Raw genomic sequence first — 26,983 nt, forward strand, 5'->3', positions numbered from 1 at the left:
ACGACAGGAGCACAAGGACAACCATGAACCCTCGCATGGCCGCGTTCCGCGCCCGCATCGACGGCTTCGCCTTCGGCGGCGACTACAACCCCGAACAGTGGGACCCCGCCGTGTGGAAGGAGGACGTCCTGCTGATGCGGCGGGCCGGGGTCAACCTGGTCACCCTCGGCGTGTTCGCCTGGGCGTCGCTGGAGCCGGAGCCCGGACAGTTCACCCCCGAGTGGCTGGACGAGGTGATGGACCTGCTGCACGACGCCGGCATCAGCGTCGACCTCGCCACCCCCACCGCCGCGCCGCCGGTGTGGCTCAGCCACCGGCACCCGGAGGTGCTGCCCGTGGTGGAGGACGGCACCACCTTCGGGTTCGGCAACCGGCTTCAGTTCGACCCCACCTCGGCGCACTACCGCAGCGCCGCCGCCCGGATCACCCGCCTGCTGGCGCAGCGGTATTCGCAGCACCCGGCGCTGGCCATGTGGCACATCAGCAACGAGTACGGGCCGGTGGCGTACACGCCCAGCAGCGCCGCCGCGTTCCGGCAGTGGCTGCGGCGCCGCTACGGCGACCTGGAGGGGCTCAACGACGCCTGGTACACCCGGTTCTGGGGGCAGCGCTACACCTCCTGGGAACAGGTGAACCCGCCGGAGCTGCCGCGCTCCTGGTCCAACCCCACCCGCCGGCTGGACTATCAGCGGTTCGTCTCCGACGCCCTGCTCGAGTGCTTCGTCGCGGAACGGGACATCGTCCGGGAGTACCGCGACGACATCCCGGTGCTCACCAACTTCATGCGCTTCTACCGCCGCGCCAACTACTGGGACTGGGCCGCCGCCGAGGACGCCGTGGCGCTGGACATCTACCCCGACCCGGGGCAGGCCGACTCGCACGTCGCGGCGGCGCTCAACTTCGACCTGATGCGCTCGCTGCGCGGCGAACCCTGGATCCTCATGGAGCAGGCGGTCAGCGGCGTCTCCCAGTGGAAGGTCAACAACGTCAAGCGCCCCGGCCGGATGCGGCTCGGCTCCTACCAGGCGATCGCGCACGGCGCGGACAGCGTGCTGTACTTCCAGTGGCGGGCCGGGCGGGGCGGGCACGAGCGGTTCCACTCCGCGATGCTGCCCCACTCGGGCACGCGGTCACGCGGCTGGAACGAGGTGGAGGCGCTCGGCAACGAACTGCCCCGCATCGCCGAGGCGGCCGGCTCCACCTCCACCGCGCAGGTCGCCGTGCTCTTCGACTGGAACGCCTGGTGGGGCCTGGAGACCACGTACGGTCTGCCGCGCAACGACTTCGACTACCCGCGGTTGACCACCGAGCACTACCGTCCGCTGCTGCAGGCCCAGCACGCGGTGGACCTGATCTCCTTCGACTCCGACCTGAGCCGCTACCGCGTCGTGGTGGTGCCCAACGCCTACCTGATCAGCGACGAGTTCGCCGCGGCGCTGGCGGAGTTCGTCGCCGGAGGCGGGACGCTGCTCTGCTCGTTCTTCTCCGGTGTGGTGGACCTCGCGAACCAGGTGCGCCAGCCGGCCTACCCGGGGGCGCTGCGCCGGCTCATCGGCGCGTACATCGACGAATACTGGCCGGCCCGTGAGGGAGAGACGTTCGCCGTCCGGTTCGCCGACGGGACGGTCAGCACCGCGGACTGGTGGCAGGACAGCCTGCACCCGGAGACCGCCCGGGTGCTCGCCGGCTACGACGGTGGCGAGCTGGACGGCCGGGCCGCGATCGTGGAGAACACGGTGGGGGAGGGCCGTGTGGTGTACATCGGCACCCGGCTGGCCGAGGCCGCGCTGCGGGACACGCTGCTGGACGCGGTCCGCGCCGCCGGGGTCGCCCCGGTGGTGGCCGGCGCGCCGGAGCACGTGGAGGCGACCCGGCGGGTCCGCGACGGCGCCGAATACCTGTTCCTGCTCAACCACTCGGACACCGCGAGCGCCACCGTTCCGCTGCCGGTGCCCGGGGTGGACCTGCTCACCGGCGCCGCCGTGGCCGGCTCGGTGACGCTCGAGCCGGCCGGCGTCGCGGTGATCCGCACGGTGGCGTAACGGTCGCGGCGGGCCGGCGCTCAGAAGATGCGCCGGCCGTGCGCGTCGGGGATGCCGGACTTGCGCAAGAAGTACGTGTTGATCTGGTCGCGCCATTCGTGCGCGCTGCGCACCTGCTCGTCCAGGCGCTCGCCGACCCGGGCGTACAGCGCCGGGTCGACCAGCCCGGCCGGCAGGTCGCGCCACAGCTCGCGCATCTGCTCGGTGCGCCGCGCACCAGCGAAATGCGTGTCGTAGATGTGCTGGATGACGGTGCGCCCGCTGTGCAGCACATGCTGGTACGGCACGTGGTGGAAGAAGAGCAGCAGCTCGTCGGGGCAGGTGCCGAGCGACTCGTAGATGTCCGACCAGGGGGCCGGGTATTGGCCGGTGTAGCCGGTGCCGGTGGCCCGGGTCCGGTCCACGCCGATGCCGTCCCGGTCGGCGAAGTGGTAGGTGCCCCACGGGCTGTACTCGTAGCCGTCCACGTCGGGGCCGTAGTGATGGCCCGGGCGGACCATGAAGCCCACCCCTAGCGGCGCGGTGTACTGCTCGTAGGTCTGCCAGGAGCTGTCCATCAGCTCGTGCAGGGTGCGCCGCAGGGTCTGCGGGTCGGCGGTGTCGTCCGGCTGGAAGGTCAGCTCGATCCACTCGTCGAGGATGGCCGCCGGGTCGAGCGTCGGATCCCAGGTGAGCCGGCCGAAGGCGTAGAGATTGGCCTGGGCCAGCGGGTGCCCCGTCCAGTAGGGGTCGTCGCCGACGTTGGAGACGCAGACCAGCCCGCCGCCCCCGGTCCCGGCCGGCCCCGCGGGACCGGCGTCTCCCGCCGCCACCCGCGCCACGGTGGGTCCGCCCTCGCCCCAGGGCTGGAAGCCCAGCACCGTACGCCACATCGGGGCCAGGTAGCAGACGTGCCGCTGCTGGCCGGTGTACTCCTGGGTGGCCTGCAGCTCGACCGCCACCCGGGTCCGCGGCATGGCGGCGATCACCGGGGACACCGGCTCGCGGGTCTGGAAGTCCAGCGGGCCGTGCTTGACCTGGAGCACGGCGTTGTCGCGGAACTCGCCGTCGAGCGGGACGAAGTGGTCGTACGCCGCCCGCGCCCGGTCGGTGCCGCGGTCCCGCCAGTCCTGGTGGTGGTTGTAGACGAAGGCGCGCCAGTGCACCACGCCGCCGAACGGGGCGAGCGCGTCGGCGAGCATGTTCGCGCCGTCGGCGTGGGTCCGCCCGTAGGCGAACGGGCCGGGCTGCCCCTCCGAGTCGGCCTTCACCAGGTAACCCCCGAAGTCGGGGATGGTCTGGTAAACCCGGCGGGTGGTGTGCGCCCACCAGTCGCGCACCCGCTCGTCGAGCGGGTCGGCGGTGGGCAGCCCGCCGAGCCGCACCGGCGAGGCGAAGTTGACCGACAGGTGGATCCGGATGCCGTACGGCCGGAGCAGGCCGGCGACCGCCTCGACCTCGCCGAGCCGGTCGGTGAGCAGGTGCGCCTCGCCGGCGTGGACGTTGACGTTGTTGACGGCGAGGCCGTTGATCCCACAGGAGGCGAGCAGCCGGGCGTAGCCGGCGACCCGGCTCAGGTCCGTGCGCTGCACGCCGTCGCGCCAGACGATGGAGCCGCCGGCATAGCCGCGCTCGACCTGACCCATCACCGGGTGTACGTCGACGTTGTCCCAGTCGTTGACGATGCGGCGGTGCAGCGCGGGCCGGTGGTGCTCGGCGGGGCGGTGCCCGGTGAACGCCGGCTCGCCCAGGCGGGCCAGCTGGAACAGGCCGTAGAGCAGCCCGGCGGGCGTGTCGGCGAGCAGTACCGTGATGCCGTCGCGGCGGGCCAGCACGAAGCCCTCGGCGCCGGTGCTGCCGGCCTCGGCACGCACCCTGGCGGCAACCTGGGACTGGGGCGACGGGGGCAGGGGTGTCGCGGACAGGGCGAGGACCAGGTCGAGCGGCGCCGCGCCGGCTTCGCCCCCGTGGCGCACGGTGCCGCCGTGGCGCCCGGTGGCCGCGCGCAGCTCGGCCAGGACGGTGTCGACGAGCGGGCCGTCGCCGTGGACCACGGTGTGCCGGGAGCCGACGGACCGGAACGCTTCGGGTGGCAGCCAGGCGGCGTGGACCATGATGCCTCGATCCCCGCCCGTCACGCCTGGTCCGCGCGTTGGTAGAGGCGCCGGGGGATGCCGTACGCCAGGTCGATCGCGGTTTCGGTCGCCTCGTCCAGGTCGAGCAGGTGCCCGGCGACGAGCTCGGCGAGGTAGCCGGCGTCGATGCGGCGGGCCAGGTCGTGCCGGGCCGGGATCGAGGCGAAGGCGCGGGTGTCGTCGACGAAGCCGGCCGTACGGTAGAAGCCGGCCGCGTCGGTGACCGCCTCGCGGAACCGGCGCAGTCCGCCGGGGCTGTCGAGGAACCACCACGGCGCCCCGAGGTGCAGCGCCGGGTAGACCCCGGCGAGCGGGGCGAGCTCGCGGCTGTACGAGGTCTCATCGACGGTGAACACGACCATGCGGAAGCGCGGCTCGTGGCCGAACGCCTCCAGCAGCGGGCGCAGCGCCCGGGTGAACTCGGTTGCGACCGGGATGTCGAACCCGCGGTCCGGGCCGAAGCGGCGCAGCATCCCGGCGTGGTGGTTGCGCAGCACGCCCGGGTGCAGCTGCAGCACCAAACCGTCCGCGCAGGACATCCGGGCGAACTCGAAGAGCATGTGCCCGGCGAACGCCGCCTGCTCCGCGGCGCCGATCTGCCCGCGCAGCGCCGCGGCGTAGATGCGCCGGGCCTCCTGGGCCGGCAGCGGCTCGCTGCCGGCCGACTCGTGGCCGTGGTCGGTGGCCAGCGCGCCCGCGGCGACGAAGTCCTGCCGCCGCTGCCGAAGCGCCGCGAGGTAGCCGTCGTAGGTGGCGGTGTCGACGCCGGTGCGCCGCCCGAGCTCGGCGACCTCGCCGGCCCAGCCCGGATGACCGAGCTGAACGAGGGAGTCCGGGCGGAACGTCGGGATCACCCGAGCGCCCCATCCGTCCTCGGCGAGACGGCGGTGCGCGGCCAGATCGGCCAGCGCGGCGTCGGTCGTGGCGAGCACCTCGATGCCGAACCGTTCGAACAGCGCCTGCGGGCGGAACCGGGACTCGGCCAGTCGCTCGCACAGCTCGTCGTAGAGCAGGTCGGCGGTGCCGGGTGACGGCGCCCGGTCCACCCCGAACACCTCGACCAGCTCGTGCGTGAGCCAGAACCGCGACGGTGTGCCGCGGAAGAGGTGCCAGTGCTCGCAGAAGGTGCGCCAGATCCGGCGCGGGTCGCGCTCCACGTCCGGGCCGTCGCCGACGCCGAGCCACTCCAGCGGGACCCCGGCCGCGTGGATCAGCCGGGTCACGTAGTGATCGCCGGTGATGAACATGGCCGCCGGGTCGGGGAACGGCTCGTCGTCGGCGAGCACGGCCGCGTCGACGTGGCCGTGCATGCAGACCAGCGGCAGCGACCGGGTGGCGGCGTAGATCTCTCGCGCGATGTCGCGGGCCGCCGGGTCGAGCGGCAGCGCCCGGTCGTCATGCAGCCGCAGCCGTTTCACCCGATATCCTCCCTGCTGCAAACCTTTGCATCACGATGATGGCAAATATCGCTTGCGTCAAGAGCCGGGCAGAGCGGCACCCTTGACACGTTGTGCAAAGGATTTCAGACTGCTCGGCGCAGCCGACGAACGCCACGGAGGCCTGATGCCCGCCACGATCAAGGACGTTGCCCGCGCGGCCGGCGTCTCGGCGTCGACGGTCAGCCGTGCACTGTCCATGCCCGATCTGGTGCTGCCGCGGACGCGGGAGCGCGTCCAGCGGGTCGCGGACGAGCTCGGTTATCACCCCAACCGGGCCGCGCGCGGGCTCATCACCGGCCGTACCGGCAACATCGGCCTGATCGTGCCCGACCTCACCAACCCGTTCTTCCCCGGCGTGGTCAAGGGCGTGCAGGGCCGTGCGCGGGAGGCCGACTACTCGGTCTTCCTCGCTGACACCGACGAGCGGGCCGCGGCCGAGGTCGGCCTGGTTCGCAAGCTCGGCAAGCAGGTCGACGGGATCGTGCTGTGCTCACCCCGCACGAGCGAGGCCGAACTGCTCGACGCCTGCGGCGAGACGCCGATCGTGCTGCTCAACCGGCGCATCGGACGCGTCCCGTCGGTGACCGTCGACAACGGCGACGCCGTCCGGCAGGCCGTGGCGCACCTCGCGGCGCTGGGGCACCACCGCGTCGGGTACGTCGCCGGGCCGCGCATGTCGTGGTCCAACCGCGAGCGGCTGCGCGCGTTGCGCGTGACCACCGCCGCGGCGGGCGTCGAGCTGGTGGAGGTCGCGACGGTCGCGCCCCGGTTCACCGGCGGCGTGGCCGCCGCCGACCTGGTGCTGGCGTCGGGCGTCACCGCCGTCATCGCCTACAACGACCTGGTGGGCCTGGGCCTGCTCAACCGGTTCAACGCGCGGGGCGTCGCCGTTCCTCGCGACATCAGCGTCGTCGGCTTCGACGACATCGTCTTCGCCGAGATGGCGAGCCCGGCGCTGACCACCCTCGCCCAGCCTACGGAGGAGACCGGCCGGGCCGGGGTGGAGTTGCTGCTGCGGTTGTTGGAAGAGCCCGACCGCGCCGCGACCGCCCGGCGCGAGTTGTCCGCCCAGCTGATGGTGCGTGCATCGACCGGTCAGGCCGCGACCGTGCGGCGCGCGCCTCACGCACACCCCGACGACACGGGTCCCGCCGTCATCGGGCCCGGAGAGGAACCGCAATGAACATCGTCGACGTCCGCGTCATCGTCACGTGCCCGGACCGCAACTTCGTCACGGTGAAGATCGTCACGGACGAGGGCGTGTACGGGCTGGGTGACGCCACGCTCAACGGGCGTGAACTGGCGGTCGCGTCGTACCTGCGCGACCACGTCGCCCCGGTGCTCATCGGGCGCGACCCGAGCCGGATCGAGGACACCTGGCAGTACCTCTACAAGGGCGCGTACTGGCGCCGGGGCCCGGTGACGATGAGCGCGATCGCCGCCGTGGACACCGCGCTGTGGGACATCCTGGGCAAGGTCGCCGGGCTACCGGTCTACAAGCTGCTCGGCGGCCGCTCCCGGGAGGGCGTGACGGTCTACGGCCACGCCAACGGCGAGACGGTCGACGACGTGCTGGTCGAGGTGGCCCGCTACGTCGAGATGGGCTACCGGGCGGTGCGGGTGCAGACCGGGGTGCCCGGGCTGGCCAGCACCTACGGGGTGAGCCACGACAAGATGTTCTACGAGCCGGCGGACGCGGCGGTGCCGACCGAGAACGTGTGGTCGACCGAGCGCTACCTCGCGCACGTGCCGTCGGTGTTCGCCCGGGTGCGTGCGGAGTTCGGCCCGACGCTGCGGCTGCTGCACGACGTGCACCACCGGCTCACCCCGATCGAGGCCGCCCGGCTCGGCAAGAGCCTGGAGCCGTACGCGCTGACCTGGATGGAGGACCCGGTCCCGGCCGAGCTGCAGGACGGTTTCCGGCTGATCCGCCAGCACACCACTACCCCGATCGCGGTCGGCGAGGTGTTCAACACGATCTGGGACTGCGAGCGGCTCATCCGCGAACAGCTCATCGACTACATCCGCACGACGGTCGTGCACGCCGGTGGGATCTCGCACCTGCGCCGCATCTTCGACCTCGCCGCGCTGCACCACGTGCGGTCCGGGTCCCACGGAGCCACCGACCTCTCGCCGGTGTGCATGGCCGCCGCGCTGCACCTCGACGTGGCCATCCCGAACTTCGGGCTGCAGGAGTACATGCGGCACACCGAGGCCACCGACGCGGTCTTCCCGCACGGGTACCACTACGCCGGCGGCTACCTGCACCCCGCCGAGACGCCGGGCCTCGGGGTCGACATCGACGAAGAGCTGGCCGCCCAGTACCCGTACCGCCCGGCGTCGCTGCCGCTGAACCGCCTCGAGGACGGCACGGTGCACAGCTGGTGAGCCGCCTCGGCCCATCAGAGGGGTAGCTCGGTCCGGAGTTCCGCGAGGGCCGCGACCTCGTCGTCGGTCTGCCCGGCCAGCGGGATTCCGGCCCGGTGCAGGATGCCGATCGACACGATCAGCGGACCCCTGAGGAGGCATCGGAATTCCCAGTGCCCACTGTCCGTGTACACCCGCAGGAGCTCGGCGACGAAGTTCCGGTAGGTGTCCGGCTCGATGGTGAACCAGGTCCCGGCGAGATCGGTCAGCCCGGACGGCTGGTCGAGGAGGCGTGTGAGCGTGTCCACCGTGCCGAGGTAGAGCTCGGCGACCAGGTTGCCCGGGCTCCACACCGTCTCATCGCCGATGTCGAAGACAAAACTCACGGCCACTCCCGAGTGCCCGTCATCCGGGCTGCAGCGCGGCGAGGGCCACCGTGACGAGCCGGGTGCGGGCCGCGCGGGTTGCGGGTAGGTCGGCGGCGGCGCCGAGGGCGTGCAGGCAGTACGCGGCGAGCTCGGCGGCGGGAACGTCGGTCCGGACGGTGCCCGCGTCGGCCGCGGCGCGGATGACGTCGGTGAGCAGCGTGTGTAACTGGTGGCGGGCCCGGTGCAGGTGTTCGGCGCGGTGCAGTGGCACGGCCAGGTCCGGGCCGTGGCCGACCGGCGCGGCGCCGGGCTGGTGCCGGCCGCCGGTCAGCTCGGCGAGGGTGGTCAGCACGATCCGCAGCCGCTCGCCTGGTTCGGCGGCGGCCGCGGCCGCGTGGGTGAGCTGGGCCAGGTGCTCGCCGACCTGCCGTTCGTGCCAGGCGACGACGATCGCCTCCACGTCCGGGAAGTACTTGTACAGCGTCGCCCGGCCGATCCCGGCCCGCGCGGCGATTTGCGACATCGTCACCCCGGTCAGCCCGTGCTCGGCGACCAGCGCGGCGGTGGTGTCCAGGATCGCGGCGTGCACGGTGCGCCGGTGCTCGTCGATGGTCGCGTTCCACAGCCTCGGCACCCCATCATGATACATGCCGACGCCATTGCGACACTTTGTCTTGTAAAGTCGTTGGCGCCGACGCCGAGGCCGACGAGCTTGTCCACCTCGTCGGCGCGGGCGGTGAGTATGACGACGTAGCAGTCGCTGAACGTGCGCACCTGCCGGCACACCTCGATGCCGTCGAGGCCGGGCAGGCCCAGGTCCAGCACGATCACGTCGGGCGGGTGCCGCCGGGCGGCGGCGACGGCGGCCGGGCCGTCGAAGACGCAGTCGACCTCGTGCCCGTCGCGCTGCAGGTAGCTGGCCACCACCTTGGCCAGGCTCTGCTCGTCCTCGACGACCAGGACCCGTGTGCTCATGTTCTCATCCTGCCTGCACGCTGCCGGAACACGGCACGGGCGCCGCCGGGCTTCATCGAACCTTCAGGAAAGCCGCCGGGGTTTGCTCATCGACCGGGCGGACCGTGGCTGAGGGGGCTGACCGCCGGCCCCGGCGCCCAAGGAGTCTCGATGCCACCCATCATCACCCGCCGCCGACTGCTGGCCGGCGCCGCCGGGCTGACCGGCCTCGCCGGCGCCGGCCTTGCCACCGCCTGGGGCACCGGCGTCTTCGACGGCGCGCCGCGGCTGCTCGACCCCCACGCCGAGGTCGTCGGCCGGGTCGAGGCCGCCAGGCACCGTACCGGCCGTACCGTCTCCGCCACGCTGACGCCGCGACCGGTCACCGTCGACCTCGGCGGCCCGGCGGTGCAGACCTGGGGGTACTCCGAATCGGCTCCCGGCCCGCTGATCCGCGCGGGCGCCGGCGACCTGGTCCACGTCGAGGTCGACAACCGGCTACCGGTGGACACCAGCGTGCACTGGCACGGGATCGCACTGCGCAACGACATGGACGGCGTCCCCGGCGTGACACAGCCGCCGATCGCCCCCGGTGGGCGGTTCACGTACGAGTTCACCGCGCCCGACCCGGGCACCTACTTCTATCATCCACACTCCGGCGTCCAGCTCGACCGCGCTCTGTACGGCGTGCTCATCGTCGACGATCCGAGCGATCCCGGCCGCTACGACGCCGAATGGATCGTGGTTTTCGACGACTGGGTCGACGGCACCGGCCGTACCCCGGACGACGTCCTCGCGTCGCTGCGGTCGATGGCCGGCATGCACGGCGACATGGGCGGCATGATGGGAATGGGCGGGGGCATGGCCGGCATGGAGACGATGACCTCGCCGCTGCTCGGCGGCGCCGGCGACATCACCTACCCGCACTATCTGATCAACGGCCGGGTTCCCGCCGCGCCGGCCACCCTCATTGGCAAGCCCGGCCAGCGGGTCCGAATCAGGCTCATCAACGCCGGCTCCGACACCGCGTTCCGGATCGCGCTCGGCGGCCACCGGCTCAGCATCACCCACACCGACGGCTACCCGGTCACGCCGGCCGATACCGACGCTCTCCTGCTGGGTATGGGGGAGCGCGCCGACGTCACCGTGACCCTCGCCGACGGCGTGTTTCCGCTCGTGGCCCTCGCTGAGGGCAAGACCGGCCAGGCCCTCGCCGTGGTCCGCACCGGCGCCGGCGATCCGCCGCGAGCCGATGCCCACCCCGCCGAACTCGACCGTACCGTCACCATGACGGGCGTTCTGCGCGCCGCCGAGCAGGTCCGTCTCGACGAGCGCCGCCCCGACCGCACCCACCGCCTCGAGCTCGGCGGCGGCATGATGCCGTACCGGTGGACGATCAACGGCAGCACCTTCGACCACGCCACGCCGCTGCCGGTCGCGCAGGGTGAACGGGTGCGGCTGCGGTTCGTCAACCGCACGACCATGTTCCACCCGATGCATGTGCACGGGCACACCTTCGCGCTGGCCGGCGGCGGCGCCCGCAAGGACACGGTCATCGTGCTGCCGAACCAGACCGTCACCGTCGACCTCGATGCCATCAATCCCGGCCAGTGGATGACCCACTGCCACAACCTCTACCACGCCGAGACCGGCATGATGATCAACCTGGGTTACCGGGCGTGACCGACGCCTCTTGGCGACGATACCCCCAGGGGGTATTGTCGGTGGGGTGAACACGACAGCGGCAAGTGCCCACGACGGTCACCACAACCACGAGGCCGCCACGATGACACCGGAAGCCCACGTCGGTCACGCGGGCGGCCACGCGGGTCACGGCGGGCATGCCGGCGGCCACGACAAGCACGCCGGGCACGACCCGGAGCTGTTCCGGCGCAAGTTCTGGCTGAGCCTGATCCTGACCGTGCCGGTCGTGCTGACCAGCGAGATGGTCATGGAGTGGTTCGGCTACCGGATCGACATCCCCGGCATCTCCTGGGTCGGCCCTGTCCTCGGCTCCATCGTGTTGCTCTATGGCGGCTGGCCGTTCCTGGTCGGCGGCGTCCGGGAGGTCCGCGACCGGGCCCCGGGCATGATGCTGCTCATCTCGATGGCGCTCACCGTCGCCTACACCGCGTCGGTGGCCACCAGTGCCGGCCTGTTCCACCTGGACTTCTGGTGGGAGCTGGCCGCCCTGGTCACCATCATGCTGCTGGGGCACTGGCAGGAGATGAAGGCGATCGGACAGGCCCAGGGCGCCCTCGCGGCTCTTGCCGCGCTGCTGCCCGACGAGGCCGAACGAGTGTCGCCGGACGGTGCCGTCGAGGCGGTGCCGGTGGCGCACCTTCGGGTCGGTGACGTGGTCCTCGTGCGTTCCGGCGGCCGCGTCCCGGCGGACGGGCGGGTCGTGGACGGCGAGGCCGAACTGGACGAGTCGATGATCACGGGCGAGTCCAAGCCGGTTCGCCGGGGGATAGGGGACCGGGTCGTGGCCGGCACGGTGGCCACCGACTCGGCGCTGCGGGTGCGCGTGGACGCGGTCGGCGAGGACACCGCCCTGGCCGGCATCGGCCGGCTCGTCGCGCAGGCTCAGCAGTCCAGCGGGCGCGCGCAGGTCCTCGCGGACCGGTTCGCAGCGCTGCTGTTCTATGTCGCCACCGCCGCCGCGGCCGTCACGTTCGGCGTCTGGTGGGCGCTCGGCGACGTCGACCAGTCCGTGGTACGCACCGTCACGGTGCTCGTGATTGCCTGCCCGCACGCGCTCGGCCTGGCCATCCCGCTGGTGATCGCGCTGTCCACGGCGGTGTCCGCGAAGGCGGGCATCCTGGTCAAGGACCGCCTCGCCCTGGAGCGTATGCGCACCGTCGACGCGGTGCTGTTCGACAAGACCGGCACCCTGACCCGCGGCGCCCACGTGGTCACCGGCATCGCCGCCGCCGGCGGTATGACCGAGGACGACGTGCTGCGGCTGGCCGGCGGGGTGGAGGCCGACAGCGAACACCCCCTCGCGAAGGCGATCGTCGCGGCCGCCGGAGGCAGGCAGGCGCAGGCGAGCGACTTCCGGTCGCTGACCGGCCGGGGCGTGCAGGCCGCCATCGACGGCAACCGCTACGCCGTCGGCGGTCCGGCCCTGCTGCGCGAGCTCGCGGCGACCGTGCCCGCCGACCTCGCAGCGCGGACCGCCGCGTGGTCGGGCCGTGGTGCCGCGGTACTGCACCTGCTGCGGCTCAGCGACGCCGGGGCCGAGGTGCTCGGCGCCCTGGCGCTCGAGGACGAGGTACGGCCCGAGGCCCGGCGGGCCATCGCCCAGCTGCGCGCCGCAGGTGTCCGGAAGATCGTCATGATCACCGGGGATGCCCGACCGGTCGCCGAGGCGGTCGCCGCCGACCTCGGCCTGGACGAGGTATTCGCCGAGGTGCTGCCCGCCGACAAGGACCAGGCCGTCGCCGAGTTGCAGGCGCGGGGCCTCACCGTGGCGATGGTCGGTGACGGGGTCAACGACGCCCCGGCCCTGGCCCGTGCCGACGTGGGCATCGCCATCGGCGCCGGCACCGACGTCGCCATCGAGTCCGCCGGCGTCGTACTCGCCTCCTCCGACCCCCGCGGCGTCACCGGCGTGATCCGCCTGTCCCGCGCCTCCTACCGCAAGATGATCCAGAACCTGGCCTGGGCCGCCGGATACAACGTCATCGCCATTCCCCTGGCCGCCGGCTTGTTCGCCTGGGCCGGCATCACGCTCAGCCCCGCCATCGGTGCGGTCCTCATGTCCGCCTCCACCATCGTGGTGGCCCTCAACGCCCAACTCCTGCGCCGGGTCCGGCTGAGCCCGGAAGCGGCTTGAGATACCTCTCTCGGGGTGACGGAGCGCGGCTGACCGCTCCTACCGGTGGTGCGCCACCGCGGCGTGGGTGTCCGCGGTATCCGGGTCGGTGTGGATGGTGGCCGCGGTGAGCCGGGGCACGGCATGAAGGAGCCGGTGTTCGGCATCGACGGCGATGGCGTGGGCCTGCACCACGGTGAGAGCGTCCGACACGAGCAGGTCGGTCTCGGCGTGCAGGCGGTGGCCGATCCAGCGCATCCGCAGCGCCGCGACACCGAGTACGCCCGGGGTGCCGGCGAGGGTCTGCTCGGCCTTCGTGACGAGGACGGGATCGACGGCGTCCATGAGCCGGCGGTACACCTCCCTGGCGGCGTCCTTCAGCACGAACAGGATCGCGACGGTGATGAGCAGGCCGACGGCCGGGTCGGCCCACCGCCAGCCGACGGCCACGCCGCCGGCGCCAAGGAGCACGGCGAGCGAGGTGAACCCGTCGGTACGGGCGTGCAGGCCGTCGGCGACGAGAGCCGCGGAGCCGATGCGGCGGCCGACGATGATGCGGTACCGCGCGACGAGCTCGTTGCCGGCGAAACCGACGATGCCGGCGGCGGCCACCCATGGCAAGTGGGTGACGTCGGCCGGGTTGAACAGGCGATCGATGGCCTCGTAGGCTGCGAACGCGGCCGACGCGATGATGGTGAGCACGATGAGGATGCCGGCGAGGTCTTCGGCACGGCCGTAGCCGTAGGTGTACCGGCGGTTGGCCACTCGGCGCCCGAGAACGAACGCCACCCCGAGCGGTACCGCGGTGAGCGCGTCGGCGACGTTGTGCAGCGTGTCGCCGAGCAGGGCCACCGAGCCGGACAGCAGCACGATCACCACCTGCAGTGCGGCTGTCACGCCGAGGACCAGCAGCGAGATCCACAGCGCGCGGATGCCGTCCTTCGACGACTCCATCGCCGAATCGACCTTGTCCGCGGCGTCGTGCGAGTGCGGTGTGAGCAGATGGCTCAGCCGGTGCCGCAACGCCTGCCGGCCGCCCGCGGACATCCCGTGGCCGTGGTCATGATCGTGGTCATGATCATGGCCGTGGTCGTGGTTGTCGTGGTGGTGGTGACCCTCCTGCATGGACGTATGATATGTGCTCATGTACGCACGCGACAACGTTGCAACTGCCGGCGATCGGCAACAGCCACCGACGAGCGCGCAGGTCGAGACTGCGGTGACCGCGTTGCGGATGCTCGCCGACCCGACTCGGCTGCGCCTGCTGTGGGAATTGCGCGAGGGGGAGCACGACGTGACGACGCTGACCGCCGCGGTCGGTGCGGCCCGGCCGGCAGTGTCGCAACATCTGGGCAAATTGCTGCTCGCGGGTCTGGTCAGCTCGCGTCGTGAGGGCCGCCGGGTGCTGTACCGCGCCCGCGGCGGGCACGTACGTCGACTGGTGACCGAGGTGTTCCACGCCGCCGACCATCATCTGACCGGAGCGCCGGAACACGACTGACAGACGCTGAGGACGTTTCGAACGGCTCGCCTCGCCGATGGAAATGGTGCGAAATGGGACCCGGCTCCCGATCAAGGTGTGATGTCCGGTCGGGTTGTCCGGCGATGGCCGGCGCAACAACGCTCCGACCGCCACCTGATCCCGGCCAGGGCGATCCGCCGGGCTGCGTGACCCGCGCGGACGAGGCTAGGACGGCTCCGACCGGCCGCCGACCCGCCACGCCACCGCGAGCAGCAGCGCGACGCTGGCCAGCCAGCTCGCCGGCACCGCGAGGGCGCCGGGCCAGCGCGGCAGCGGCAGCCCCGGCACGTCCTCGCCGAACACCGGCAGCGCCCATCCGGTCAGCCGCCACACGGCCAGCGCGATGGCCAGGCCGAGCAGCCCGGCCGCGAGCACCAGCGCCGGATAGGTCCACAGCTTCGCCCGCCGGACGGTCCGCCGGGAGATGCCCTGCGTCCGCAGCGCCGCCTCGTCGGCGCCGCGCCCGCCACGGTCGACGCCGGCGATGAGGCCGAGGCCGCCGGCGGCGAGCAACACTGCGAGCGCGCCGGCGAGCAGGTGGAACCACATGGCCAGGGCCGGGCCCTGGGCATCGAGGCGGCGGCGGGTGCCCTCGACGCCGATGTCGCCGGTCACGATGAGGCCCTCGCGGGCCAGCCGGGTCAGCACGTCCGGCGGCGCGTCGGCGTTGAGCCACACCTCCGGCCGGGTGGCGCTGCCCGCGTCGGTTGAGACGCGGTCGGCGTACTCCAGGTCGACCAGCGTCCCGCTGGTGCCCAGCCGGGGCAGCGCCTCGGCCCGCCCGACGGCCCGCACCTCGATCGGCCGCCCGTCCAGCCCGGTCACCGGCGCGGGGCCCGGGTCCGTCCCGGCGGGCAGGACCGGCAGCGGGTAGGGGGCGTCGACCGGCTGGAGCCAGGCGCCGTCGGGCTTCCCGGCCGGCGCGTCGACGCTCAGTCGCAGCCCGGCGGGGCCGGCGGTGAGCGTGCCGCCGGTGGCCCGCCAGTGCGCGGGATCGGCGGAGCCGAGTCCGCGCAGGGTGAGGGTGAACGCGAGGCTGGTCGGGGTCGTGCTCTGCGCCCGCAGGTGCAGCGCGACCACGCGGCAGCCGTCGACACAGACCGGGGTGCGCTGCCGTAACGCGTACGGGCCCGCTGCGGCGAACTTGAACGGCAGGGTCACACTGCCCCGGCCGGTGCGCGAGGACAGCACCAGCCCGACCTCCACCGGCACGCTCATGCGCACGTCGGCGACGTCGATGTCGAACGCGACGTCCTGGCCCGGGACCACGACCGGGTCCGGGGCCGCCGGGTGCAGCCGTTCGGCCACCTGCCCGGCGCCGAGCTGGCCGTACTGCGGCAGCCAGTCCACGACCCGCTCGAGCCGGCCGGCGTCGACGGCGAGCTTGGGCGGCTCGCCCGACTCGCCGGCCGGGATCTGGGCGACGGCCATGGCGAAGTCGCCGTGCGGGTCGACGGCGCGCACCGCGTGCAGCAGGTGCTCGCGGGTGACCGGCAAGACCGGCACGACCCGGGGCGCGCCGGTGCCGATCCGGGCGGCCAGCTCCCGGTCCTTCGCCGACACGTCGGCGCCGGCCACCGCGTAGCCGAGGACCGCGACGGAGGCGATGAGCAGCAGCACCAGCCGCTGCGGGCCGGGGCGACGGGCCAGTTGCAGCGCGGCGAGCGCGGCGCTGAGCCGGCCGCGGCGCAGCGCCGCGCGGCCGAGCGCGCCGGCGGCCGGGGCGACCAGCCGGGCGCAGGCGACGGCGAGGGCGAGGATCGTCAAGGCTGGCGCGAGCATCGCGACGCCGGTGAGCCGCCCGCCGCCGAGGAACAGCTGGGCCAGCGCAGCGGCGGCGAGGACGCCGACGAGGATCTCGCCGATCGGCGCGCGCCAGCTGCGCTGATGCGCCCGGGAACGGACCCGGCGCAGCAGCTCGGCGACCGGGCTGAACAGGTGCCGGCGCTGGGCGAGCAGCGCGACCAGCAGCGCGCCGGCGGCCGTGACGGGCGCGAGCCGAAGCGCGCCGGCGTCGAACAGCGGCACGCCCAGGCCCGGGAACTGCCAGGCGGCGATGGCGCCGACGGCGAGCTGGCCGGCGACGCAGCCGCCGAGCGCGCCGGCGGCGATGGCCGCGACGCTCTCCCCGAGGGCCAGCAGCCACCGGTGCCACCAGCCGCCGCCGCGCAGCGCGATGACCGCGAGCTCGGGCCGCCGGCCCTCGACGCCGTAGTCGACGGCCAGGTACAGCACGAGATAGGCGAGCAGCAGCAGCGGTACCGCGCCCACCGGCACGGTCTGGCGGGCCAGCGCCCGGCTGCGTTCGACCCGGTCGACGAGGCCGGGGATGTCGGTCCGGACGGCGAACTGCTGGCTCAGCCGCGCCGCGCGCTCCTTGAGCTCGGCGAGCTCGCCCCGCAGCCGGCCCAGCCGCTCGGCGTCGAACGTCGCCGTCGCGGCCGTCGCGTCGACCGCGACGGTGGTCTGGTTGCGCTTGATCAGCGCGAACGTCGCCGCGTCGGCGAACACCGGCTCGCCGGCACGGCCGCTGCCGTCGACCGCGAAGTAGTCGTGCCGGCCCCAGTACTCCTCCTGCGGTTCGGCCGGCCGGTAGACGCCCACGACGGTCAGCGGCGTCGCCGGGCCGAGGGCGACGTAGATCGTCCCGGTCGGCGAGCTGCTCGGCACGGCGGACGCGAGGCCGATCGGGTCGCCGGCGCCGAGCCCGAGCCGCTCGGCGGCGTGCTCGCCGAGCATCACCTCGCCGGAGCCGAGCAGGCACCGCCCGGCCAGCAGGGTCAGGTGCGCGCAGACGTCCTGGCGGTACGTGACGCGGCTCGTGTCGCGCGGCTCGGGCTCGATGCCGACCGCCGGGAACTCGGCGGAGTACACCTGGGTGAAGCCGGGCACGGTGAGCAGCGCCCCGGCCACGTCGGTGAAGTCGACCGAGGCCGAGGCGCGGCTGTCCACGACGGCCTCGAGCGCGACGGTGCGCTCGCCGGGCGCGGCCGCGGTCACCTCGCTGCGCACGACGGCGAGGTCGACCGCCCGCAGGTACCCGGGCACGGCGACGGTCGCGCCGACCACCACGAGGGTCAGCAGGGCGAGGGTCACCGCCTGGCCGCGCCGGGTGCGCAGCATCGCGAGCACCAGGGAGATCATCGGCCGGCCTCCGCGCGCAGGCGGCGAGCCAGCGGGAGCAGCGCGGCGCCGGACGCCGCGGCGAGGACCGCGACGGCGGCCAGCCCGACCACGCCGAGCGTGGCCGGACGCAGCGCCTGCGGCGCCGGCAGCCACGACCAGTCGTCGGCGACGGCGGCCGCGGCGGCGCCGGTGAGCCGGTCGGCGACGACGGCGACGAGCACGCCGCCGAGCCCGGCCAGCCCCGCGAGAGCCGCCTGCCCGCCGGCCTCCACGGCGGCCGGGGCGCGGGCCGGCAGCCCCTGTGCGCGCAGCGCGTGCCACTCCCGCACCCGGGCCCGCTGCTGCACGGTCACCGCCGCGGCGGCGGCCACGGCCGCGAGCAGCAGCCCGGCGCCGGCGGCGAGCAGCTGGAACCCGGCCGCGAGGGCGGCGCCGTGGCGGCCGAGCCGGTCGAGGCGCGCGGTGGCGGTGTCGGCGCCGGAGACGCTCACGCCGGCGGCGGCCAGCCGCTCGGTGATGCGGTCGACGGCCGCCGGCGGCGTGCCGCGGGCGATCCACACCTGCGGTACACCGATCAGCCCCGCGTCCGGCGCGGCGCGCAGCACGGCGTCGAGGTCGGCGAGCACGCCGGCCGGACCGTAGACGGGCAGCAGCGGCGCGGTCGCGGCCACCCGCACCCGCACGCCGGCGGCGCCGAACAGCGGCAGTGCCGGGTCGCCGGCCAGCCAGGCCTTCGGCGCGGGCCCGGCAAGGATCACCGGCACGGCGGCCGGGGTGTCCACGACGTAGGCCTGGTTGTCGGCCGGCGCCGCGTCCTGCTCCCGTTGCGGGTACCGCAGCGTCAGCGCACCCGCCCGGGCCCCGACGCCCATCCCGATGCCGGCCGCGGCGCCCCGCCACCGCCGCTGGTCGCCGAGGTTCGCCGCGTCGAGGATCACCGCGTCGGGCCCCTGCTGGCGCAGCGCGCGGACGGTGAGCGCGCTGCCGCCCGGCGGCTTCGCCGGCCGGCCGTCCGCGTCCTCCTCCCCGGCCAGCCGCAGCCCGACGAGCCGGCAACCGGGGGGCGGCTCGCAGCCGCGGACCGGGGCGGACACCTCGTGCTCGCCGGGCGGCACTGGGCCGAGGGCCACGGTCAGGTCGGCGCCCGCGGCGGCCTGCCGCAGGGTCATCAATACCCGCAGCGGCCGCGCGGAGGCGTTGCCGGCGGTCAGCGCGAGCGCCGAGCCGTGAATCAGCGGCAGCGGGTCGGGTCGCGGGCCGGGCGGCTGCAGTGCGCCCGGCGCCCCGTACTGCGCGCGCCAGTCGGCCACGGCGGCGACCCGGCCCGCGTCGACGGCGAGGACCGGCGGGGACGCCGCCGGGTCGGCCAGCACCGCCATCGCGGTGCGCCCCTGCGGGTCGGCCTGGCGCACCGCGGCCAGCAGCGCGGTCGGGTTGGCCGCCTGCACGGCGAGCACCTGCCCGGCGCCGAGCTCGACGCTGACCCGCTCGGCCCGCCGGGCGCGGCCGGCCGCGGCGCCCTCGGCGGCCAGCCCGAGCAGCGCCACCGCGACCGCCATGAGCACGAAGATCCGGTCGACGCCCGGCCCGCGGGAGAATCGCAGCGCGCCGAGGGCCAGTCGCACCCGCCCGTACCGCAGCGCGCCACCGCCCAGCCGCGCGCTGCCGGCGGCGAACAGCCGGGCGAGCAGGGTCGCGGCGGCGAGCGCGACAAGCGCCGGCGCCGCCGCACCGACGCCGCCGGGCCCGGAGGCGCGCACCTGGTACAGCGCCGCCGCGGCCACGGCCAGCACGACCACATCCAGCGTGACCCGCCGCCCGCTCCCGCGCGGCGGCACCCGCCGCAGCAGTGCCGCAACCGGGGCGCGCAGGGCGGGCGCTTCCCCCAGCGCCAGCACCGCGACGCCGGCGGCGAGGGCGCCCGCGACGGCCGCCGCGGTGAGCCGCGCGATCGCCGCGCCGTCGGCCGCGAGCACCCCGGCGCCGGCCGCGGCCCGGGCGCCGGCGATGCCGAGCGGCACCCCGACGGGCACGGCGATGAGCATCGGCAGCAGGTGCTGACCGACGATCAGCCGTGCGGTCCGCCGCCGGGTCGCGCCGCGCAGCTTGAGCAGCGCCACGTCCTGGCGCCGGTCCTGCGCGGTGTGCCGCCCGACGACGGCCAGCGCCAGCCAGCACAGCGCGAGCGCCTGCACCCACCCGGCGAGCAGCCCTCGCCGGATGGCGCCCCGGTCGGCATCGACCGCCCGCAGCAGGTCCTCGCTCGGCGGCACGAGGTCGAACCCCTTGTCGCGAAGGGCCGTCCGCGTCGCCGCCAGCCGCTCGGCGACCGCACCGGCGCTGAGCCCGCCGACGAGCCACGGCGGCAGCGGCGCGGTGTAGACGGCGGTCGGCTCGTCCAGGTGCGCATCGGCGAACGTCGCGAGATCGACGAACACCGGGTCGAGCGACTCCTCGCCGGCCGCGATCCGCCCGGGCCCGAACATCGGCTCCGCCCAATATTCGCCGGACTCGTCGGCGCGCTCGTAGACGCCGGTGACGCGCAGGGTCACCTCCAGCCCCGCCTCGGTGCGCAGCGTGAGCGGGTCGCCCTCGTGGACGCCGAGGGTGTTCGCCGCGTGCCGGCTGACCACCGCCTCACCCGCCGCGTCGGGGCACACGCCCGTGATGCGCATGTGGGCGCACGCGTCGTCGCGGTAGGCGACCGGCGCGGTCCGCGCGGAGCCGGCAATGCTGATGAGCGTCCGGGTCAGCCCGAGCACGGGCCGCGCGCTACCCGGCGGCAAGATCGCTTCGACGGTACGCCGGAACTCGGCCAACGCCCCCTCGGGATCCCCGGCGGCCGGCGCACCGCGGCGCACGGTGAGCAGCCGCTGGGCCGGCGCCGCGGTGTCGATGTCGGCGGCGGCCGCCCGGGCCATGGCCGCGGCGGCGAACTGCGGCCCGGCGGCGGCGATCGCGCAGAGCAGCACCCCGAGCGCGAACACGGCGGCCGCTTGGGCCGGCCGCCGCCGCAATGCACCGAGTACGAGCTGGAGCATGCCGCCTCCCTCGCCTGCCGTCGATGACCGGATAAGCGGGCGGCGGCCACCTGCCGGCCCCGCCCCGACCGCACGACCATCTATGGCCGATCTCACTTATGTCAAGACCAAAAATAAGCATGTGATTACTCAGCGTGCGCTCTGGCACGTTGCGGGTCGCGCATAGCCGACAGCGGTCGGATAACCGACCTCCCCGGCATCCGCCGCCCGACCGTGCGGCCGCCCGTACACCGCCAGACTTGGCGACCATGACTGCGCCACACCAACCGCCCTACCAGGGCGCTCCATATACAGCACCGCCGTTCCCGCCGCCGCCGGCCCCCGCGCCGAACCGCAAGAAGGTCCTCGGCCTCGTGCTCGGCCTCGTCGGCGGGGTGTTCGCGCTCTGTCTCGTCCTCGGGACGGTCCTCGTCCTCGCCGACGGCAACGGCGACCAGCCGGCCGCCACCAACCCGGCCACCCCGGCGGCCACCCAGGCCGCGAACCCGGCCGGCGGCTACAAGCAGCCCACCGACCCGTGCGCGCTCGCCGACCCGAGTCTGCTCGGCCCGCGCGTCGGCACCGGCACGGGGGAGCCCGTCGAGGAGAAGACCAGGTACACCCTCAACGGCTGCGAGTACTTCCTCTCCGCCGCCGACGGCGCTCAGGGGCTCAAGACGTTCGCCAACGTCGACGGCGACACCGCGGCCCGCTACAAGGAGTCCGCCGAGGTGTACCCGAAGATCTCCGGCTTCGACGACGAGAAGGTCACCGGCTGCGGCTCGCAGGGTTTCTACACCCGGCGGCTCAGCGCCGGCGACAAGCGCATCGAGGCGATCCTCGTCTGCGTCGACCAGAACCTGTACGTCGAGGTCCGCTTCACCGCCGGCGGCACCGAGCCCTGGGACTCGGACGCCATGAAGACGAACATGGCCGCCCTCGCGAAGGGCATGATGGCGAAAATCCCGAAGGCATGACGGCGTGGGCCGGGCCGTCGCGCGGCCCGGTCCCTCGCCCGTTCGTGCTCGCTCGGCTTCGCAACGGACCTCTCCGGTCGCAGCTGACCTGCACGCCCCGACACTAGATCAGGTCTGCTTCGCGGTCAGGTGCCGGTGATGATCTGGATGAGTGCGTGTTCGGCCGGGTTTGGCGTGCGGCGGCGTGTGATGAGGCCGAGGTCGATCGAGCCGAGGTCGGGCAGCCCTGCGGTGACTCGGCCGAGTTCGGGTGGGGCGAGCGATTGGGAGTGTGGCAATAGGCCGAGCCCGGCCAGCGCGGCGGCGCGCAGTCCGGACAGGCTGCTCGCAGTGCATGCGGTACGGAAGGGCACGCCGCGCTCGTGAAGCACCTTCAGCGCGACGGCTCGGGTGACGCTCGGCTCGGGGTAGAGAATCAGTGGGATCGGCTCGCCTGGGCGGAGCGCGAGTTCGGGCGTGCCCAGCCATACGAGTCGGTCGCGTTGGACGATCCGCACGTCGGAGGGGTGGGCGTCGGCGACCTGTTTGGCCAGGATCAGGTCGAGGTCACGGGCTCGCATTCGCTGGTAGAGCACGCCGCTGAGTGCCACGGTCAGCTCCACGTCCACGTCGGGGTAGCGCTGGCGCAGGGTGCGCAGGATGCCAGGTAGCCGGACCTGAGCGAAGTCCTCGGAGATGCCGAAGCGGACGCGGCCGCGCGGGCGGCTCGCGGCGAAGTAGTCACGTGCCACGGCCTGGCTGTCCAGGATGTTGTGCGCGAAGCCGAGCATGGCCTCGCCGTCGACGGTCAGCGCCACCCTGTGGGTGTCGCGTTCGAGGAGCACGCGCCCGCAGGCGCGCTCAAGTTTGCGTACGTGCTGGCTCACCGTCGAGGGGCCGAGCTGGAGCAGCCGGGCAGCGTGGGCGAAGCTGCGCGCTTCGGCCACGGTGACGAACGTGCGCAGCTGAACAGGATCGAATCCGTCTTCGCGATCTGCGTTCACAGTGCTCACGGTATCCCCGTTACGGGAACACCCTCGCCTTGCCGACGATGGGATCGTGTCGTTCTTGCTCCGTCTCAGCCGGACCGTGTCGGGCAACGTTGATCGCTTCGTGATCTTCCTGCTGCTCACCGTCGCAGTGGCGACGCTGCTGCCCGCCCGTGGGAGCGTTCTGACCGGAGCCGGGCACGCGAGTACCGCGGCCGTGTGCTTGTTGTTCTTCCTCCACGGCGCCAAGCTGTCCCCACGCGACATCCTCGACGGTGCACGCCAGTGGCGACTGCACGGTCTGGTGTTCGCGACGACGTTCGTCGTGTTCCCGGTCCTCGGCCTGGCCTGCCGCGGACTCGTCCCGGGGGTGCTCACGCACCAGCTCTGGATCGGGGTCGTCTTCCTGGCTGCCCTGCCCTCGACCGTGCAGAGCTCGATCGCGTTCACCGCGATCGCTCGCGGGAACGTTGCCGCCGCGCTCTGCTCCGCGTCGGTGTCCAACCTCCTCGGTGTCGTGCTCACACCGGTCCTGCTCGCGCTGCTGATCGGCTCGTCCGCCGGCATCTCGGGCCACTCGGTGCTGTCGATCTGCGCCGAGCTGCTCGCGCCGTTCGCCCTCGGCCAACTCGCCCGCCCGCGGCTACGGGCGGTTCTGCAGCGCCACGCGTCCGCGACCGGCATCGTCGACCGTGGCTCCGTCCTGCTGGTCGTCTACGTCGCCTTCAGCGCCGGCGTTGACCAGGGCGTCTGGCATCGGCTCCCGGCCGGCCGCCTCGTCGTGCTCGCGCTCGTGTGCTGCCTGCTGCTTGCGCTCGTGCTCGGCATCACCTGGTGGGCCGGCGGACGACTTGGCTTCCCGCGCGCGGACAAGATCGTGGCGATGTTCTGCGGGTCCAAGAAGAGCCTGGTCAGCGGCCTGCCCATGGCGACCGTCCTGTTCCCCAGGGCCACTGTCGCGATCGTCATCGTTCCGCTGATCGTGTTCCACATGATCCAGCTCATCACCTGTGCCGTGCTCGCCCGACGCCTCGCGACCGCCGCCGAGCGTGCCGACACCGAAGCGGCGACGGCTCTCGCCGGACTGGCGGAGACACCGACGCCCTGACACCAGCGGCGGCCCTGGCCTCAACCAGCCCAGGGCGCGGACCTACGACGGCCGACGCGGTTCGCCGGGTGCGAACTCGCGTTCAGCCGAGCGCCTGCATCACCGGGATGAACCAGCGGCCGCGATCACCTGGTAACGGTTGGGCGCCGTGGACCATCACGGCCGTGGAGTTCCGTACTGGGACCGCGTGCTGCGTCGCCCATTCGCGCAGCTGCGGATGCCGGTCGTCGAGGTCGAATCGCACTGGTCCGCTGATGGTTCCGGCGAGATCGGCGATCAACGTCTTCGCGTCGTTGACGGTCTCTGCGAGGACGGGGCCGATGAGGACGTTGTCGATGTTTCGCCACGCGCCGGCGTATCCGCTGACCACCCCTCCCCGCTCGACAACGCGTAGCTGCTCGGCGAAGCCCGGCAGCCGCTGCACGAGGTGGCTGCGGTCGGCACCGTTGATTTCCGTGTCGAGCTTGAGGATTGCGGGGAGGTCGCCCGGAACCGCCGGTCGCGACCCGGCTGGACCCGCCGGCGGCGCAAACCGGCCCACATGCGTGTAGGTCGTGCCGACCGAGACGAAGCCGAGCTTCTCATACAGCGGGCGGCCCTGCTCGGTCGCGTTGAGGAACACCGTCGCGTCGCCCGCCTCGGCCAGCGCATGTTGCATCAGCTGCCGGCCGAGGCCACGGCCACCGTAATGGGCTGCGACGAGCACCATGCTGATCGCCGCGAGCTGGGCGCCGTATCGGGTGAGGATCGTGGTGCCGACCAGGTCGCCGACCTCGTTGCGAAGGCCGTACACGCTGCCGACGTCGAATAGCAGACGCCACTTGTGCTGCTCGGGCAGCCACTCGCGGTCCTGGGCCAGAGCGAGGCAGTCAGGGAGCTCGTCGAGCGTCAGGCGCTGGATCCGGTCGATCACAGGTAGATCCTCACTGACAGGCCACCCGGCCGCCATCGTATTTGTCACAAGAGTGATTCGCTTCAATATTGACGACTTGCAATGTTAGATTCTTCGCGACCCGATCGGTGACTGCCGGCGCGGATGGCGTCCCGGGTCGCTCACATGCACCCTTTCTACACATGTCCCGGAAAGGACGTGAAAGGTGACGAGACGTCTCTGGAAGTGGCGAGCCGGCAGCGCGGCTGCCTTGATGGTGCTGGCCGGCCTCGCCGTTCCCGACCCGGCCTCGGCTGCCTCGTCGGTGCGGACCGGGATGACCTGGACCGTCCTCGGCCAGCAGGGTGACTCGGTCCGCGTCGGCGCAGACTCGCAGACCAACCCGTACACCGGCGACACGACCGTCGACCAGCCCAGGGCCATCCTGTGCCTGCTCGTCGACGGTCGTGCCAAGCCGCCGGACGTGGTGACCGGGCCCTACAACGGCTGGGCCGCGGGCGCGGTGCAGGTCACCCCGCAGATTCCGGGACTGGTGCTGACCTCGCAGGCCCAGGGCGACACGATCTGCGCGGAGACGTTCGGTACGGGCTGGCGGCTGGCGGAGTTCCACGACGGCGGCGGGTGGAGCTTCTGGGCCAGCGGCTCGATCCCGCCCGGCACCCGGTTCTGGACCGCGATCAACGACCAGCCGGCCAACCCGTGGGACTCCGCAGGCGACATGCCGGCCAGCGTTGCGCAGCCGAAGTTCCTCACCTCCGAGGCGCCCGTGCCGGGGCAGTTCATCGCGATGCTGCCCGAGTCCACCTCCCCCGACGACGTCGCGGGCATCGCGAACAGCCTGGTGGCCACCTACGGCGGCACGATCATCGACACGATGGAATCGGGCATGTTCAGCTTCACCGCCAGCGACGCGCAGGCGCAGGCCATGAGTCTGGACTCGCGGGTCGAGTCGGTCGAGCAGGACACCTACGGCCAGCCGAGTGAGTACTCGTGGGCGATCGACCGCGTGGACCAGCGCAACCTGCCACTCGACGGCGCCCCGTACACCGGTGGCGGCGCGACGGGCGCCGGCGTCAAGATCTACATCCTGGACACCGGTTTCCGCCCGAGCCACCAGGAGTTCGGCGGGCGGGCCAGCCAGGCCGTCGACTTCATCCGGTTCTTCGGCCAGCGCGACGACTGCAACGGCCACGGCACCGCCGTCGGCAGCGTCGCCGGGGGCGCAACCGTCGGCGTCGCCCCCGGGGCGACCCTGATCTCGGTGCGGATCGCGGGTTGCCGCGGTAACGCGTACAACCCGTTCGTCTCGGTCTTCAACTCGACGATCGTCGCGGGCCTCAACTGGGTGGCCAACCACCACTCCGGACCGTCGGTCGCCAACGTCAGCTACGGCGTCCCGCCGGGCTTCTGGCGGCGCTGGCTGCGCCTGTCCAGCCCGACCGACCGGGCCGCCAAGTTCGCCATCAGCCGAGGCGTGACCGTGGTCGCCGCCGCCGGCAACGAGAACAGGAGCGCCGACAAGTCCAGCCCGGCCCGCGCCGGCGGCGTCATCTCGGTCAGCGCCACCGACCGCTTCGATACCAGGACGAGCTGGGGCAACTACGGCAAAGTCGACATGTTCGCCCCCGGCGACGGCGTACGCGCGGCGTGGCTGGACGCCGACAACCAGTACGCCTACGTCAACGGCACCTCGTTTTCCTCGCCTCTGGTGGCCGGCGCGGCCGCGCTCTACCTGCAGAGTCACCCCAGCGCGTCGCCCTCCGCCGTGGCCAGCGCGCTCTACGCCAACGCGACGCCCAACAAGGTGATCAACCCCGGCCCCGGCTCGGCCAACCGGCTGCTGTTCGTCGGGGCGCCGCCGGCCACCCACGCCGGGATGACCTGGGCGCGACTGACCCAGCGCAGCGACGGCATCGTGCAGGTGGGCCGGGATGCCACCACCAACGCGTACACCGGAGACACCCCTGCCTCGGCGGCCCTGCCGGTGCTGTGCATCTACGTGGACGGCCGGCCGGCACCCGCCGGAATCCCGACCACCGGCTTCGGCCGGTGGGCCGGCGGCGCGGTCGCGGCCACCCCGGCCATCCCGGGCGCCCAGTTGACCAGCGTCGCGGCGGCCAACGCGATCTGCTCGACGCAATTCGGCAGCGGCTGGCGGATGGCGGAGTTCCACGACGGCGGCGGCTGGTCCCTCTGGGCCTCCGGCAACCTGCCGGCCAGCCGCTTCTGGACCAGCATCAACGACCAGCCCGCCAACCCCTGGAACTGA

Annotated in this window: 18 protein-coding genes and 1 pseudogene; 9 read left to right on the forward strand and 10 right to left on the reverse strand. The window is 73.2% G+C overall.

Annotation, left to right across the window (positions count from 1 at the left end; all coding sequences use genetic code 11):
- The first annotated feature begins 23 nt into the window (after positions 1 to 23).
- Complete coding sequence (locus tag ACGFI8_RS32870) at positions 24 to 2,042, forward strand: beta-galactosidase (RefSeq protein WP_392810709.1); 2,019 nt, start codon at positions 24 to 26, stop codon at positions 2,040 to 2,042.
- A 20-nt stretch (positions 2,043 to 2,062) separates the two neighbouring features.
- Here ACGFI8_RS32870 and ACGFI8_RS32875 read toward each other — a convergent pair whose 3' ends face one another.
- A complete protein-coding gene (locus ACGFI8_RS32875) occupies positions 2,063 to 4,135 on the reverse strand; it encodes an alpha-glucuronidase (RefSeq protein WP_392810710.1) in 2,073 nt (690 codons plus the stop codon).
- A 20-nt stretch (positions 4,136 to 4,155) separates the two neighbouring features.
- Positions 4,156 to 5,574 carry a glucuronate isomerase gene (gene uxaC / locus ACGFI8_RS32880; protein ID WP_392810711.1) on the reverse strand — a complete coding sequence of 473 codons (1,419 nt, stop codon included), beginning with the start codon at positions 5,572 to 5,574 and terminating at the stop codon, positions 4,156 to 4,158.
- 145 nt (positions 5,575 to 5,719) lie between these two features.
- On the opposite strand from uxaC, the gene ACGFI8_RS32885 reads away from it, so the two are divergent.
- Positions 5,720 to 6,778 carry a LacI family DNA-binding transcriptional regulator gene (locus tag ACGFI8_RS32885; protein ID WP_392810712.1) on the forward strand — a complete coding sequence of 353 codons (1,059 nt, stop codon included), beginning with the start codon at positions 5,720 to 5,722 and terminating at the stop codon, positions 6,776 to 6,778.
- Positions 6,775 to 7,983 carry a D-mannonate dehydratase ManD gene (gene manD / locus ACGFI8_RS32890; RefSeq protein ID WP_392810713.1) on the forward strand — a complete coding sequence of 403 codons (1,209 nt, stop codon included), beginning with the start codon at positions 6,775 to 6,777 and terminating at the stop codon, positions 7,981 to 7,983. The genes ACGFI8_RS32885 and manD overlap by 4 nt, the downstream gene beginning before the upstream one ends.
- A 14-nt stretch (positions 7,984 to 7,997) precedes the next feature.
- Here manD and ACGFI8_RS32895 read toward each other — a convergent pair whose 3' ends face one another.
- The 3 genes and pseudogenes from ACGFI8_RS32895 to ACGFI8_RS32905 all read right to left on the reverse strand — a co-directional run.
- Positions 7,998 to 8,348, reverse strand: a complete 351-nt coding sequence (locus ACGFI8_RS32895) for a DUF6086 family protein (protein WP_392810714.1) — start codon at positions 8,346 to 8,348, stop codon at positions 7,998 to 8,000.
- A gap of 19 nt (positions 8,349 to 8,367) precedes the next feature.
- The gene (locus tag ACGFI8_RS32900) at positions 8,368 to 8,964 is read right to left on the reverse strand and encodes a TetR/AcrR family transcriptional regulator (protein WP_392810715.1); all 597 of its coding nucleotides are present in this window, start codon (positions 8,962 to 8,964) and stop codon (positions 8,368 to 8,370) included.
- A 44-nt stretch (positions 8,965 to 9,008) separates the two neighbouring features.
- Positions 9,009 to 9,305 (reverse strand): annotated as a pseudogene (locus ACGFI8_RS32905) (response regulator); the annotation flags it as partial.
- A gap of 150 nt (positions 9,306 to 9,455) precedes the next feature.
- On the opposite strand from ACGFI8_RS32905, the gene ACGFI8_RS32910 reads away from it, so the two are divergent.
- Entirely contained in the window at positions 9,456 to 10,967 is a 1,512-nt protein-coding gene (locus ACGFI8_RS32910; RefSeq protein ID WP_392810716.1) for a multicopper oxidase family protein, read from the forward strand.
- 103 nt (positions 10,968 to 11,070) lie between these two features.
- On the forward strand, positions 11,071 to 13,122 hold the full coding sequence (locus ACGFI8_RS32915; protein ID WP_392810778.1) for a copper-translocating P-type ATPase: 2,052 nt from the start codon (positions 11,071 to 11,073) through the stop codon (positions 13,120 to 13,122).
- 39 nt (positions 13,123 to 13,161) lie between these two features.
- Here ACGFI8_RS32915 and ACGFI8_RS32920 read toward each other — a convergent pair whose 3' ends face one another.
- A complete protein-coding gene (locus ACGFI8_RS32920) occupies positions 13,162 to 14,226 on the reverse strand; it encodes a cation diffusion facilitator family transporter (protein WP_392810717.1) in 1,065 nt (354 codons plus the stop codon).
- A 19-nt stretch (positions 14,227 to 14,245) separates the two neighbouring features.
- Between ACGFI8_RS32920 and ACGFI8_RS32925 the strand changes: the two genes are divergently transcribed.
- The gene (locus tag ACGFI8_RS32925; protein ID WP_392810718.1) at positions 14,246 to 14,602 is read left to right on the forward strand and encodes an ArsR/SmtB family transcription factor; all 357 of its coding nucleotides are present in this window, start codon (positions 14,246 to 14,248) and stop codon (positions 14,600 to 14,602) included.
- 186 nt (positions 14,603 to 14,788) lie between these two features.
- On the opposite strand, the gene ACGFI8_RS32930 is transcribed toward ACGFI8_RS32925, so the two are convergent.
- Complete coding sequence (locus ACGFI8_RS32930) at positions 14,789 to 17,767, reverse strand: hypothetical protein (protein WP_392810719.1); 2,979 nt, start codon at positions 17,765 to 17,767, stop codon at positions 14,789 to 14,791.
- Positions 17,764 to 20,790 (reverse strand): FtsX-like permease family protein, encoded by a 3,027-nt coding sequence (locus ACGFI8_RS32935; RefSeq protein WP_392810720.1) that lies wholly within the window; start codon positions 20,788 to 20,790, stop codon positions 17,764 to 17,766. The genes ACGFI8_RS32930 and ACGFI8_RS32935 overlap by 4 nt, the downstream gene beginning before the upstream one ends.
- Before the next feature lie 248 nt (positions 20,791 to 21,038).
- Between ACGFI8_RS32935 and ACGFI8_RS32940 the strand changes: the two genes are divergently transcribed.
- Entirely contained in the window at positions 21,039 to 21,746 is a 708-nt protein-coding gene (locus tag ACGFI8_RS32940) for a hypothetical protein (protein WP_392810721.1), read from the forward strand.
- 125 nt (positions 21,747 to 21,871) lie between these two features.
- Here the strand turns inward: ACGFI8_RS32940 and ACGFI8_RS32945 are convergent, their stop codons facing one another.
- Positions 21,872 to 22,729 (reverse strand): LysR family transcriptional regulator, encoded by an 858-nt coding sequence (locus tag ACGFI8_RS32945; protein ID WP_392810722.1) that lies wholly within the window; start codon positions 22,727 to 22,729, stop codon positions 21,872 to 21,874.
- 55 nt (positions 22,730 to 22,784) lie between these two features.
- Here ACGFI8_RS32945 and ACGFI8_RS32950 point away from each other — a divergent pair, with 55 nt between their 5' ends.
- Positions 22,785 to 23,822, forward strand: coding sequence for a bile acid:sodium symporter family protein (locus ACGFI8_RS32950; RefSeq protein WP_392810723.1), 1,038 nt, complete (start codon positions 22,785 to 22,787; stop codon positions 23,820 to 23,822).
- An 82-nt stretch (positions 23,823 to 23,904) separates the two neighbouring features.
- On the opposite strand, the gene ACGFI8_RS32955 is transcribed toward ACGFI8_RS32950, so the two are convergent.
- Positions 23,905 to 24,771: a GNAT family N-acetyltransferase gene (locus ACGFI8_RS32955; RefSeq protein ID WP_392810724.1), complete on the reverse strand. Its 867-nt coding sequence runs from the start codon at positions 24,769 to 24,771 to the stop codon at positions 23,905 to 23,907.
- Between the two features lie 148 nt (positions 24,772 to 24,919).
- On the opposite strand from ACGFI8_RS32955, the gene ACGFI8_RS32960 reads away from it, so the two are divergent.
- Positions 24,920 to 26,983 carry a S8 family peptidase gene (locus ACGFI8_RS32960; protein ID WP_392810725.1) on the forward strand — a complete coding sequence of 688 codons (2,064 nt, stop codon included), beginning with the start codon at positions 24,920 to 24,922 and terminating at the stop codon, positions 26,981 to 26,983.

The organism is Dactylosporangium sp. NPDC048998 (assembly GCF_043197855.1).
In the GTDB taxonomy this organism is placed as follows: Bacteria; Actinomycetota; Actinomycetes; order Mycobacteriales; family Micromonosporaceae; genus Dactylosporangium.

Excerpts from the sequence above, each read along its gene's own strand:
- ACGFI8_RS32870 (WP_392810709.1), top strand. The coding sequence starts at position 24 with ATGAACCCTCGCATGGCCGCGTTCCGCGCCCGCATCGACGGCTTCGCC.
- ACGFI8_RS32875 (WP_392810710.1), bottom strand. The coding sequence starts at position 4,135 with ATGGTCCACGCCGCCTGGCTGCCACCCGAAGCGTTCCGGTCCGTCGGC.
- ACGFI8_RS32885 (WP_392810712.1), top strand. The coding sequence starts at position 5,720 with ATGCCCGCCACGATCAAGGACGTTGCCCGCGCGGCCGGCGTCTCGGCG.
- manD (WP_392810713.1), top strand. The coding sequence starts at position 6,775 with ATGAACATCGTCGACGTCCGCGTCATCGTCACGTGCCCGGACCGCAAC.
- ACGFI8_RS32910 (WP_392810716.1), top strand. The coding sequence starts at position 9,456 with ATGCCACCCATCATCACCCGCCGCCGACTGCTGGCCGGCGCCGCCGGG.
- ACGFI8_RS32915 (WP_392810778.1), top strand. The coding sequence starts at position 11,071 with ATGACACCGGAAGCCCACGTCGGTCACGCGGGCGGCCACGCGGGTCAC.
- ACGFI8_RS32920 (WP_392810717.1), bottom strand. The coding sequence starts at position 14,226 with ATGCAGGAGGGTCACCACCACCACGACAACCACGACCACGGCCATGAT.
- ACGFI8_RS32925 (WP_392810718.1), top strand. The coding sequence starts at position 14,246 with ATGTACGCACGCGACAACGTTGCAACTGCCGGCGATCGGCAACAGCCA.
- ACGFI8_RS32930 (WP_392810719.1), bottom strand. The coding sequence starts at position 17,767 with ATGATCTCCCTGGTGCTCGCGATGCTGCGCACCCGGCGCGGCCAGGCG.
- ACGFI8_RS32935 (WP_392810720.1), bottom strand. The coding sequence starts at position 20,790 with ATGCTCCAGCTCGTACTCGGTGCATTGCGGCGGCGGCCGGCCCAAGCG.
- ACGFI8_RS32940 (WP_392810721.1), top strand. The coding sequence starts at position 21,039 with ATGACTGCGCCACACCAACCGCCCTACCAGGGCGCTCCATATACAGCA.
- ACGFI8_RS32955 (WP_392810724.1), bottom strand. The coding sequence starts at position 24,771 with ATGGCGGCCGGGTGGCCTGTCAGTGAGGATCTACCTGTGATCGACCGG.